Raw genomic sequence first — 11,851 nt, 5'->3', positions numbered from 1 at the left:
CTAATCCCACAAGCATTACAGGTATGGCACCCAAAATCAAAAGAGCGGTATGTGTTTTACGAGGGCCCCAGATATCGGCTATCCTTCCAATAATTAAGCGGGCAATAATGGTTGCGGATACCGCCGCTATAATTGTATTGCCTACCTGTGATTTTGTTAAACCGAGGTCATGGCGGATCGTGGGCATTAACGGAGCTAAACCAAACCATCCAAAAAAACAGGCAAAGAAGGTAAGCCACGTAATGTGGAAGGTTTTCATTTGAACACCTTTGAAACTCAGTACATTTAATTTAGTAAGCGGTTGGTTGTTAATTGATGTAGACATGAGTAAATTATTTTTTGGTTTGAATATTTTTATTGGGATCATTTATCAAAAAAAGATTACTTGAAAAGAAATTCTGGTTTGATGATGATCATGAGGTAACTCCAATAACCCGTAAGATTTGCAGTACCAGGAGTTATATTTTTTGCATACTCCATACTTTTATTTGCAGCCGTAAGGCTGAAGCCATATTCAAGCGTAGTTATCTTGTTGAGAGAATAATCTGTCACAAGGTCAAACTCACTTCCGAGGTATTTATTAAATGCGTTTCCACCTAAATCCTTTTGGTCTTTAGCCAGGCTAAAATGATGATAATCTAATTCGGCAATCAGGCGTTTACTGAGGCTCGTATACTTAATCTTTGCGTAAGCATCACTCAGGCCGCCGGCAGGTGCGCCCGTACCTACATAGAAGTAATCCATAAATCCCCAGAATTTATGTGGAGTGCCATATAAAGGATCAAAGCGGTGATTTATAGTAGAAGTTGAAAACGAATTGTTTCCTGAAACATAATCCCATCCTGCTGTGTAGGTGAATTTATTTTTGCTATAGGTCAATGCTAACGTGGATGTAAACGCGTTTAATTTAAGGCCATCCCTGTCTTTACCAGCCTGGTAATAATATCCGGCAGTTAATGCAAAGGTTTTTTTCTTGTCCAAAAAGCTGTTTAATAAAACTCCTGTAGTTACTCTTGTATTTACTCCTTTTTGATTAAATCGCTTTCCATAAATATAACCTGTATCAGTACCCGCAATATTTTTTACTGAGTCATTTATATATTTACCAAATTGATCTGAGAGAATTAACCCTGTAATTTTTGTTTTACCGAAAGTTTTTGCAAGATATAAATACTGTAGAGCCTTATAAGCCTGGTATAAGCCATTTGTAGAAGGCATTACCTGTAGCGAAGGTGCTCCCGTTTTAGAACTTATTCCCGCAGTATTATTGTATGGAATAAAATTGGGTGGGGTGATTGCAAGATTGCCTTTACTATCTTTCACATAAGGAAGTACGTTCGCCGGCGTATAGTAGGTACCGTTATAATTGAACGCATCTGTGTTTTGATTGAAGGCTGCACCAAGATCAGCCTGCCATCCTTTGTTTAAAAATTTTAAAACGATGGCATCATGATGACGGGCCTGCTGCAGCCAATCAAGATTACCTAACAGCCGACTATCATCATACATTAATTCCTGCCTGCCGATTTTCACACCAAAATAATCTATAGGTGAATGGTGGAACGAAGTATCTTTCTTGTTGGAGAATATTATTTCGGCCCATGCTTCATGAACACCAAGTTTGTTTCCATCAGCATTACTAATTGTAGATGCATCCTGACCCCACACTCTTACATCCTGTAAGGAGGTTTGAAAAATAACCCGGCTTGTTTTGTAATTAAAAGTTAACCTGCTGCGTTGTGAGGTAAAACAAGAGGGACTGTTATTCTTTAAAATAAGTGTTCCAAGTCCATCCCGATATTCCGTTCGTGTTCTTAGCTGCCCACTAATAGTAAGTTGACCAATAGCTGGCAGACTGCAGCATGTAATGATAAATAACATCATCGCATAGAAGCAGTTTTTTAGGATTTTAAGCATAGCTTTGTTTTTGATTTTTAAGTTGTTATTAATTTAGAATCATTCCCCGGTTCAATTTTGCACATCGGCCGGGGTTTATTTTATTCTCTTATACCTATAAAAACTTTTTCATTTTCTACTTTTACCGGATATGTTTTAATGCTGCATTCCTCATCACTTAGGCACTGCCCGGTAGCCAGTGAAAAAGTTTTCTTATGAAAAGGACAGGCGACTTTTGGTTCATCCATTTGTGTGCCTATCATCCCGCGGCTTAAGGCCATCTGCTTTCGGTGCGGACATTCATTTTGGGTAGCATACCATTCGCCACGCCGCGAAAATTGAAACAAAGCAATTTGTTTGTCTTGATACTTCACGCATACGCCACCGTTAGAAGGCACATCTTCTTTGTGACAGGCGGCAAACCAGGTGATTTTGTTTGTGTCGGTAATTGTTTCCATATTCAGGTTTTTTAAGTTTTTCAAAATTTTATTTTAATCAATATATCATTTAATCCACGAGGGAATAAACAAACCCCAATGCATAAAAAAACAAGCAATCGTAAAATCAGGCAATCGTAAAGGCGAGTTGACAATAATAAAAACTCTCATTAACACATGTTGATAAAGAGCTTTTATATTGATAATATTTTTTTAATCTCCTTTTCAAAATATTTATTTCCAGTTGGCTACTTTCTTTTGCTCTCTCATTGTTTCAAATTTTACCGACGGATCTTTTTCTTCAGGAGCATTTACAAAGTGATTAAATCGTTTTTTGATTTCGGGATTTTCAATAGCCTCTTTCCATTCACATTTATAGGAATCTATCAATACCTGCATATCAGCTTCCCATTGATTTGCCATTCCGAGGCTGTCATTAACAACCACATTTCGCAAGTAGTCAATACCTCCCTCCATTTTATTAAGCCAGGTTGCAGTTCGTGTTAACGTATCCGCGGTTTTTATGTAGAACATCAAAAAACGATCGATGTATTTTATGCAGGTTTCATCATCAAGATCTGTTGCGAGTAAAAGGGCATGTTGGGGTTTGCTTCCTCCATTGCCGCAAACAAAAAGATTCCAACCTTTTTCTGTAGCTATGATACCAAAATCCTTGCTGCGGGCTTCAGCACATTCCCTTATACATCCGCTTACGCCGCCTTTAATTTTATGCGGCGACCGCAGGCCACGGTATCTTTCCTCTATCCTGATCGCAAAACTAACGCTGTCGTGTAGCCCAAAACGGCACCAGGTACTTCCCACGCAGCTCTTTACGGTGCGTAAGGCTTTTCCATAAGCATGGCCACTTTCAAAACCAGCTGCAATTAGTTGCGCCCAGATATCAGGTAAATCATTTAAATGCGCACCGAACATATCAATGCGCTGGCCACCAGTAATTTTTGTGTATAGGTTATATTGTTTGGCTACCTGGCCAATTACAATCAACTTGTCTGGTGTGATTTCTCCACCCGGTATTCTTGGCACCACTGAATAGGTACCGCCTTTCTGTATATTTGCCAAAAAACGATCATTACTATCCTGCGCCGTATCATTACCTTTCTTCAAAATCATTTCTCCCCATAAACTCGCAAGAATAGATGCAACAGGAGGTTTGCATAATTCACATCCGTCTCCTGTTCCCAATTTGTCCAATACTTCATCATAAGATTTTAACTCGTGCAGTTTTATAAGGTCAAACATTTCCTGGCGACTGTAATTGAAATGTTCACAGAGTACATTTCGTATATATTTACCACGGGATTTCATGGTATATACCATCAGGTCTTTTACCATCGGAACACAACCACCACAACCAGTCCCAGCCTTTGTACACTTTTTTATAGCGTCAATATTTTCGCATCCTTGTTCCGAAACAACATTACATATGTCCCGCTTCGTTACACTTTCACAGGTGCAAATCATCGCTTCATCGGGTAAGTCCTGTACTCCGGCTCCAGTTTCACCATCTCCTCCCCTGTTTCCCAATATCACATCTTCAGGATTCGGGGGTAACACAACTTTATTTTTACAGGTTTGCAAAAGCATATTATATTGAGAAGCTTCGCCAACCAAAATGCCACCTAACAGTTCTTTACCATCCGCAGAAACATTGATCCTTTTATAAATTCCCTTCATGGTATCCTCGAAAACTACAGTTTTTATATTTTCTCCTGCGATAAAGGGATCTCCAAAACTGGCGACGTCAATACCAATCAATTTTAATTTGGTACTCATATCATAGCCGGTAAATTCTCTCCGGCCACCTGTCAGGTTCGTCACCACAACATCTGCCATTTCGTATCCGGGAGCTACAAGGCCATAGATCATACCTTTATATAAGGCACATTCACCAATTGCGAAAATGTATGGATCAGCTGTCTGTAATTTTTCGTTCACTACAATGCCGCCACGATGACCTGTTTCAAGGCCGCAAAGTTTCGCAAGCTCATCCCTGGGTTTTATGCCGGCAGAAATGACCAACATATCTACATCAATTGTGTTATCATCGGAAAATTTCATTCCGGTAATACTTTCACCCCCCAATATTTCACTCGTATTTCTATTAGTGTGAATTTTCAGGCCCAACATTTCCAATTTATTTTTTAAAATACCAGCGCCCGAGTCATCTATTTGACGTGGCATCAGTCGTGGCGCAAACTCTATAACGTGTGTATTGGAAATCCCAAGGTCAAGCAAGGCTTTAGCAGCTTCAAGACCCAAAAGCCCGCCGCCTATAACAGCACCGGTTTTTGACCTTCGGGCGTGGTCGGCCATTAATTCAAGGTCTTCGATGGTTCTATATATAAATACGCCTTCTTTGTCAACACCTGGTATTGGTGGAACAAATGCAGCCGAGCCTGTAGCCAAGATGAGATAATCGTAAGACTCTATAATTCCTTTGTGAGAGTGAATTGTTTTTGTTTTTCGGTCTATACTTTGAACCGGGTCTCCAAGATGCAGTTTAATATTATTGTCCTGGTACCAATCGATAGCCGCTAATGTAAGATCGTCGGCAGTTTTGCCGGAAAAATATTCACTTAAATGAACTCGGTCATAAGCGGGCCGGATTTCCTCTCCAAAAATGATAAGTTCTGAACCGGGAGCTTTTGCTATTATCTTTTCGCAAAGCTTATATCCTACCATTCCATTTCCGATAATTACTATTTTCATAGCGGATAATTTTATTGAACTCAAAAATTATCAAGCAATTATCGTATTATAAATTTATATATATAATATGTTTATCCATATACATCCAATTTTTTAGCCTCTAGTTATTATATATATCATAAATTTAGAGCAAATATTTCAAATATTCGTACTTTACACAAATATTTGTTATATATTTTTAAATATAATGTGAATTGTATGTCGAAATCTAAATTGTCTTTGGTCGGCGCTGGCCCTGGTGATCCTGAATTAATTACCCTCAAAGCAATAAGAACAATAGCCGCTGCTAATGTAATATTATATGATGCCTTGGTAAATGAAGAACTACTGAATTATGCCTCTCCTAATGCAGTCAAAAGATTTGTTGGGAAACGATATGGCTGCCACTACCTGTCCCAGGATGAAATTAATATGCTGATTATTGAATATGCCAGCTCACACGGCCATGTAGTCCGTTTAAAAGGTGGAGATCCATTTGTTTTTGGAAGAGCGATAGAAGAAATTGAGGCGGCAAGGAGTGCGGGAATTAAAGTAGAAGTTATACCCGGCATATCCAGTGCAATTGCTGTACCGGCTTCTCAAATGATCCCTCTTACATGCAGGGGAATTAATGAAAGTTTTTGGGTAACAACGGGCACTACACAATCAGGTGAAATTTCCGGTGATATAAAATTGGCGGCTTTATCCAATGCTACCGTTGTCATTTTAATGGCCATGAGTAAACTCGAGGCAATTATGGACATCTTCGTGGCAGGCAATAAAGGGGATACTCCTGTTGCAATTATTCAGGATGGTACTACTGCAAATGAAAAGATGGTTGTTGGCACTGTAAAAGATATTTGTTTCAGATCGGAGCATGCGGGGTTATCCAATCCATCCATAATTATTATAGGCGAGGTTGTAAAATTATTATCGATTACTTGCGGCCAGACCATTGAAAGTAGTTTATCTGCTGAGACCATTTTTATAAAATATCCCAGCAGAGATTCAAAGCACTCGTAATTTTTTTACTTCAATTTTAGAGCCTAACTTTCATTTTTATGAGAGAGAAAAAAAAAGGCTGCGATCTAAAAAGTTGCTTTTTATGTCAACAATGCTTACCCGAATGGTTACCCGCAATTGAGGCCAACAAAAAAACTTTTCATTTTAGTAAGGGTGAGACAATTTTTAGTGAAGGAGAACAGGTAAAAGGCATTTATTTTGTTTTTAAAGGAAATGTAAAAGTTCACAAGAGATGGGGACAGGAAAAAGAGTTAATCATCAGGTTCGCCAAAGACGGAGAAATAATAGGACACAGGGGTGTAGGTGAAGAAATTATTTACCCGGTTTCAGGTACCGCTTTGCAACCTACAACTGTATGTTTTATTGATCTCGATTTTTTTAAAACCACCCTTAAGATCAATATTGATTTTACCATACAATTATTGTTGTTTTATGCAGAAGAGTTACAGCGCTCGGAAAAAAAGATGAATAACCTGGCACACATGCAGGTAAAAGGTCGCATCGCATCATCTTTACTTTCCTTGAAAAATAAATTTGGAACGACAAAAGATGGAGAAATCAATATCATTTTAAGCAGGCAGGATTTAGCCTCCTATTCGGGCACCACATATGAAACTGTTTTCAGAATTCTCAATGAATTTATAAACGACGAATTTATTAGTGTCAACAATAAGAATATTACGATCCTTAATGAACTACAATTGAGACAAATGACAAACCAGGTTGGTAATTAAATGCTAAATTGACTTTGTTCGGAAAAAGATAATTTTTTTCAATTGTAAAGGGTAGGTGCATTATTTCATTAAGTTTTAATTGAGTTTAATCTTTCAAAGTTTTGTGCAACTGGCAAATGAGCATTAAAACCAATGTTGACTCTTCGAAGGCTAGTTCAACACCCACTATCGGCAATGCGTTGGAAAATGCCTTTCCGGGTTTTAGATTGATGTGAAAGTTTATCCGCCAGCAATTCAAATGTGATAACCGATAAGGACAGGGATTTTTTGAACCAATAACTATGTTGACTATTACCCGTAGGACAGCGATAAAAGCCGTAATATACCTTAGTTCAAAATTTGACACAGAAGGAAACGCCGGGCTCAAAGAATACTGTAGGGAAAATACTGTAAACAATGGTTCGGCGAAATATCATTAATAGTATGAAAGGCCCCACTGGTGGCTTCTATATTTCCAAACAACAAAAACAGCTTGTTTTAAATTGTAGAAGCCATTGACGGAAAACAATTTTTTAAAAGTTGCGGATAAGGGTTAAGTAAATGTTCAACTGTAAGCTTCCTGAAAGTTTTTTTGACAGGAGCAAAATCCTAGGCATAGAGTAGCCTGAAAAAGAAACATTCTTTTTGCCATTGCAAGTAATTTTGAGTTTATTAAGTAATCAAGCAAGAATTTCTTTCGGCTTAACATGCTATTTTTGCCATAGTTTAGAACATATGTATAAATTTTTCCTAAAAGGAAATATTATGCAAAAATGACTAAATACAATTGGGGATTTAATGCCAGACAACCCGATATCAGTATAGAATCAAAAAATTCAGCAAACAAGTTTCGTTTAACCGGTCTTTTTAAATGCTAATAGCGAATTTGAAAATTATTTTTTCATGTCATTTTCAAAACTGTCCAGATAGCTTTCGGTAGTTTTTACATCGGTATGACCTAAAGCCTCTGAAATAAACTCTATGCTGGCTCCCGAACGTTTTAAAACTGTGGAAAAAGAATGCCTGGCGCTGTATGTTGTAATATCAGCATTGATGCCCGTTTCAGCGACTATCGATCGTACCCCGCTATTTACATCCCGCGTAAATTCTTTAATTCGATCCCGCTGTTGTGTAGGAGTCAATCCTTCCTTTAAAATCGGGAAAACATAGTTTTCTTTGTTCTTGTCCCCGGTTACTCCATTTCGTTATAATCGATTTTAAATCATCATTTATGTAGACGGTTATTACCTTTGGATTGCTCCTATGGCTTCGAAGAGTCTTTGCCCTTTCAAATGTTATAAAATCCCCGGCAATATTCTTGAACTTAAGTAGTGCGATATCTTTCATGTTCATGCCATTGGCAAAGTAACTAAATAGCCAAAACGCTTTGCCTTTTGCTATCATTCCTTTATCTGCTGTCGGCTGATAATAGTAAATCTTACTTATGTCGTACAGCCTTAGGGCTTTTTTCACATTCTTGCTTACGGGTACTTGATAATTTCTTTTTCAAAAAGGATAATAATCCCGGGAAATTATTTTACGATAGATAGCCTCATTAAATATAGCCCGTAAAGACCTGCAATAAATTCCAACAGTTGTTATTGAAAGTTTTCTATTCAACATGCACTGCTCATATTGATACAGAAAAACGTCATTGATGTCCTCGTACCTCAAATTCTTTTTAAACGATCGAAGACTACTGATGCTGCTTTGATAATTGTCATCTGTTCCAACTTTACCCTGTGCTTTTAATTTTGCAATTGTTTCATTAAATAGCAATTCAACATAAGCTTCATCATATGTTTTCTGGCTAAATCTCTCACTAAAAACAGGAAAATTAAATGGCCTTATGGTCCTAATTATCGCGTTAGCTTTGGATTCAAATTCAATAAGTTCATTTTTGACCGAAATTAATTCCTATCCGATTCGTCTTGATGAAAGCTTGTGATAATTCTCTTTTGTGAGATCAATTCCGGTTTCAAAATATTTTGATCTTCTATTGTATGTAATTCTTAATTTCACGGGATATAAGCCGTTGTTTTTTATCCTTCGTAAATCGTGAAAAATGTTTACTGTAACCATGGGAAAAAATTAATGTTATTGAAAAAGATCGAATTAAGAATTTGCAAAATCGGGGCTGAATAATTTGCAGACAATTTGCAAACAAATGTACTTAAAATGAAAATAATCTCGGTAAGGTTTAAAACATTCTTTTTAATAAAACCCTTTGCTGACGTGGATTACAGGAAAGTTAAGTATACAGGAGTAAAAGTAAAAAAATGGATTTTGAATCTCATAATCAGGGGCTCACAGGTTCAACCCCTGTTGGGCCCACTTAAGAATTAAGCATTTATGAATTTGTTTTCGTAGGTGCTTTTTTATTTGCAAATAGTTTTCGAAGAACACAAAAGGAAAATTCTAGACAATTAATCAAAAAAACCTGACCTCCCTTACGCCTTCACCATTTAGGCTAATTAGATATGAAAAACTATCGGCTATAACTGTCAAGTTAATTGTAGCTAATTAATATAGATAATTATACGGATATGGTGGCTTAATTACGCGTAATGCCTCCTTGTTTCACTTTAATATCTTCCAACTTTTTTTGTAAGGCATCAATTTTTTCCTGGGTACTTGTTATGTCGCTGTTATGGGTATTATTCCTCGCTTCAAGCCCGGTAGCCTCAGCCGAAGAAGATTTTCGTGACCTCCTTACATTTTTCTTAATGGATTTATTGTCCTTCTTAATATCTTTCTCATAATGTTTAATTTGCTTCAGAATATGAGATGTTTCATCTCCATAGTATTTATTTAAAAACTCAACGCTAAAATCATTCAGCAATTTTTTCATTCCCTCAAATTCTTTTGGGTAGTTATCGGGACCTATATAAAAATCGTAGCCGAACGACATAAAATACTTCATGTCGGAACCGCCGGAAATACCCGTAATTCTCGAATAAATATTCATACGTTTATCAGAAATACTGTTGATGGTGACATCCTGCGAGCTTACGAGGTCCTTATCGGTCAATAACCCGATGCCTTTTGTTTTTATTTTATAGTTCTTCTTAAGAAATTTACTCCATCCTTTCTTTACTGTTTTTGGGTCAGCATCATAATTCACGCTATAGCACGGCCTGAGTTTATTTTCGAAAGTGATACTAGTAGTGTCAATATGGTAAGTTTGCGCGGTTAATTTAATTGAAATAAGAACCGTTAGGAAGAACAACAATTTTATCTTTTTCATATGCATTTAATGTTTGGTAATTAAATATCTATTAATAACTCGGATGAGTCAAAATATCAATTTCGTCAATATATAAAAATCTTTTTAAATATTCATGAAGCCTGATTATGGTTTCTCAATGGCAAAATTTAGCAGTTTGAGCAGTCTCCCCCTTTAATTTGCTAAGATATTATAATAAAATAATTTCAATTTATTCAATTCTTCGGCGCCCCCGCGATTATTCTTCAATTACTAACCTTTAAGATTAAGAATGTATTAATCAAATCAATTCCTTTTTGTAAAGCTATACTCATCCTTAAAGGCGCCATATTTTTTTAAAAATTGTTGACTGAAGTAATAATGATGATATGCTGAGGATGTAAAAACTCGCGGTATTTTGCTGGAAAGACTTCCGCCTTTCCCTATTCTTTGACCCGGCTGTAAAGCCAAAGCTGCCGGATATTCAAAGAAACTTTCCCGGATAAAATTTCAGGCTATTTTAGTATTCTTTAAAACGTATGATATCGCAGTATCGCTTCCTGGTAATCATAACAAAGCCTAAACATTTTTAACCATAAATTTTATTTTATGAAATCATTCATCATGTTATTAATTGCATTTGCATTTTTTAAAAGTTTAGAAGCACAAACGACGGGCGATGTAATCAAACAACAAGCCGGAGAGGGAGTACGGGAGGGCGCCAGCATTGCAACCCAACAAACTGCCAATAAAGTGACGGATAAACTGTTGGGTAAATTATTTTCAAAGAAAAAGAAGGATAAAAATGCCAATACGAATGGCAATGGAACTGAGGCTAATGTTACCACAACCCAGGTAAACCCAACGGCTGGCAATCCCAACAATAATACACAAGGAACCCCCCAGCAAAGTGCTCCCGTTTCCCTGGCTACGTACTCCAAATTTGATTTTGTTCCAGGCGACAAAGTTTTGGTTTTTGAAGATTTTTCGAAAGATGCCATTGGCGATTTCCCGGAAAACTGGAATACAAACTCTGCCGGCGAAACGGTTACAGCCTCAGGTGAAGCCGGCCGTTGGCTGATGATTAATAAAAGAGGTGTATTTAAACCAGAAGACATCAACAACCTCCCGGACAATTTCACGCTTGAGTTTGATCTGATCTTTTTCAGTGATAATTATATTCCGACTCTCCAAACGCTGTTTCAATCCGCAGGGAATGGCAAAGACGGTAAACAAGAATTGAATGCCGATTTTAGTTATAATAAACGTTCAGGTATAAATCTGGGAATACAGCCTATTCCCCGCGACAAAGGTGGCATCGCTACAATCTACGCGTATTCCGCAGGAGATAAAATAATGGACAACCAGGTAAATTTTCAAAATAATGGGGCGACGAAAATTAAAGTATCTATCTGGCGCCAAAAGCAACGTCTTAGAGTATATCTTGACGAGAATAAAGTATTTGATTTACCACGGGCATTTGCGCCCGGCGAAACCTATAACAGGATGATGTTCCAGACCTGGAGCGATTTCCCCAACCAGGATAAATACTTGATAGGTAATATGAAACTGGCTGTTGGAGAACCGGATACCCGAAATAAATTAATAAACGAGGGGGAATTCACTACTACAGGAATTTTATTTGATGTGAATTCTGCTGCCATCAGACCGGAATCTTATGGCTCATTAAAAGATATTGCTGATGTGTTAAAAGATAATGCCGGCGTTCATGTAAAAATAATTGGACACACTGATAGCGATGGCGATGCAACAATGAATCTGGCGCTTTCAAAAAAACGTGCAGAAGCTGTAAAGTCAGCTTTGGTGAGCGAATTTGCCATTGATGCTTCAACGATGGAAACTGATGG

13 protein-coding genes are annotated in these 11,851 nt (G+C 37.4%); 4 read left to right on the top strand and 9 right to left on the bottom strand.

What is annotated here, in order from left to right:
- The 4 genes from ACO1O5_RS08440 to nirB form a co-directional block, all read right to left on the bottom strand.
- On the bottom strand, positions 1-325 hold a 325-nt coding region (locus tag ACO1O5_RS08440), incomplete at its 3' end, for an MFS transporter (protein WP_486269404.1).
- Between the two features lie 56 nt (positions 326-381).
- The gene (locus ACO1O5_RS08435) at positions 382-1,917 is read right to left on the bottom strand and encodes an alginate export family protein (protein ID WP_486269403.1); all 1,536 of its coding nucleotides are present in this window, start codon (positions 1,915-1,917) and stop codon (positions 382-384) included.
- An 80-nt stretch (positions 1,918-1,997) separates the two neighbouring features.
- On the bottom strand, positions 1,998-2,354 hold the full coding sequence (nirD, locus tag ACO1O5_RS08430) for a nitrite reductase small subunit NirD (protein WP_486269402.1): 357 nt from the start codon (positions 2,352-2,354) through the stop codon (positions 1,998-2,000).
- Between the two features lie 213 nt (positions 2,355-2,567).
- Positions 2,568-5,063 (bottom strand): nitrite reductase large subunit NirB, encoded by a 2,496-nt coding sequence (nirB, locus tag ACO1O5_RS08425; RefSeq protein ID WP_486269401.1) that lies wholly within the window; start codon positions 5,061-5,063, stop codon positions 2,568-2,570.
- Between the two features lie 198 nt (positions 5,064-5,261).
- On the opposite strand from nirB, the gene cobA reads away from it, so the two are divergent.
- Positions 5,262-6,065, top strand: coding sequence for a uroporphyrinogen-III C-methyltransferase (cobA, locus tag ACO1O5_RS08420; RefSeq protein ID WP_486269400.1), 804 nt, complete (start codon positions 5,262-5,264; stop codon positions 6,063-6,065).
- A 38-nt stretch (positions 6,066-6,103) separates the two neighbouring features.
- Positions 6,104-6,799, top strand: a complete 696-nt coding sequence (locus ACO1O5_RS08415) for a Crp/Fnr family transcriptional regulator (RefSeq protein WP_486269399.1) — start codon at positions 6,104-6,106, stop codon at positions 6,797-6,799.
- 872 nt (positions 6,800-7,671) lie between these two features.
- On the opposite strand, the gene ACO1O5_RS08410 is transcribed toward ACO1O5_RS08415, so the two are convergent.
- From ACO1O5_RS08410 to ACO1O5_RS08395, 4 genes are all read right to left on the bottom strand, one after another.
- Positions 7,672-7,920 carry a tyrosine-type recombinase/integrase gene (locus tag ACO1O5_RS08410; RefSeq protein ID WP_486269398.1) on the bottom strand — a complete coding sequence of 83 codons (249 nt, stop codon included), beginning with the start codon at positions 7,918-7,920 and terminating at the stop codon, positions 7,672-7,674.
- Positions 7,889-8,251: a hypothetical protein gene (locus ACO1O5_RS08405; protein WP_486269397.1), complete on the bottom strand. Its 363-nt coding sequence runs from the start codon at positions 8,249-8,251 to the stop codon at positions 7,889-7,891. The genes ACO1O5_RS08410 and ACO1O5_RS08405 overlap by 32 nt, the downstream gene beginning before the upstream one ends.
- A gap of 33 nt (positions 8,252-8,284) precedes the next feature.
- Positions 8,285-8,557 (bottom strand): phage integrase SAM-like domain-containing protein, encoded by a 273-nt coding sequence (locus tag ACO1O5_RS08400; RefSeq protein WP_486269396.1) that lies wholly within the window; start codon positions 8,555-8,557, stop codon positions 8,285-8,287.
- Between the two features lie 138 nt (positions 8,558-8,695).
- Complete coding sequence (locus tag ACO1O5_RS08395) at positions 8,696-8,860, bottom strand: Arm DNA-binding domain-containing protein (protein WP_486269395.1); 165 nt, start codon at positions 8,858-8,860, stop codon at positions 8,696-8,698.
- Positions 8,861-8,956: 96 nt separating this feature from the next.
- On the opposite strand from ACO1O5_RS08395, the gene ACO1O5_RS08390 reads away from it, so the two are divergent.
- Positions 8,957-9,124: a hypothetical protein gene (locus ACO1O5_RS08390; RefSeq protein ID WP_486269394.1), complete on the top strand. Its 168-nt coding sequence runs from the start codon at positions 8,957-8,959 to the stop codon at positions 9,122-9,124.
- Between the two features lie 208 nt (positions 9,125-9,332).
- Here ACO1O5_RS08390 and ACO1O5_RS08385 read toward each other — a convergent pair whose 3' ends face one another.
- Positions 9,333-10,025 (bottom strand): hypothetical protein, encoded by a 693-nt coding sequence (locus tag ACO1O5_RS08385; protein ID WP_486269393.1) that lies wholly within the window; start codon positions 10,023-10,025, stop codon positions 9,333-9,335.
- Positions 10,026-10,592: 567 nt separating this feature from the next.
- On the opposite strand from ACO1O5_RS08385, the gene ACO1O5_RS08380 reads away from it, so the two are divergent.
- On the top strand, positions 10,593-11,851 hold a 1,259-nt coding region (locus tag ACO1O5_RS08380; protein WP_486269392.1), incomplete at its 3' end, for an OmpA family protein.

The organism is Ginsengibacter sp. (genome assembly GCF_057362405.1).
The sequence above is the reverse complement of the archived record's forward strand: the minus strand, read 5'-3'. Positions and strand labels throughout refer to the sequence as shown.

Coding starts and splice junctions, on each gene's coding strand:
- ACO1O5_RS08435 (WP_486269403.1), bottom strand. CDS start 1,917: ATGCTTAAAATCCTAAAAAACTGCTTCTATGCGATGATGTTATTTATC.
- nirD (WP_486269402.1), bottom strand. CDS start 2,354: ATGGAAACAATTACCGACACAAACAAAATCACCTGGTTTGCCGCCTGT.
- nirB (WP_486269401.1), bottom strand. CDS start 5,063: ATGAAAATAGTAATTATCGGAAATGGAATGGTAGGATATAAGCTTTGC.
- cobA (WP_486269400.1), top strand. CDS start 5,262: ATGTCGAAATCTAAATTGTCTTTGGTCGGCGCTGGCCCTGGTGATCCT.
- ACO1O5_RS08415 (WP_486269399.1), top strand. CDS start 6,104: ATGAGAGAGAAAAAAAAAGGCTGCGATCTAAAAAGTTGCTTTTTATGT.
- ACO1O5_RS08395 (WP_486269395.1), bottom strand. CDS start 8,860: ATGGTTACAGTAAACATTTTTCACGATTTACGAAGGATAAAAAACAAC.
- ACO1O5_RS08390 (WP_486269394.1), top strand. CDS start 8,957: ATGAAAATAATCTCGGTAAGGTTTAAAACATTCTTTTTAATAAAACCC.
- ACO1O5_RS08385 (WP_486269393.1), bottom strand. CDS start 10,025: ATGAAAAAGATAAAATTGTTGTTCTTCCTAACGGTTCTTATTTCAATT.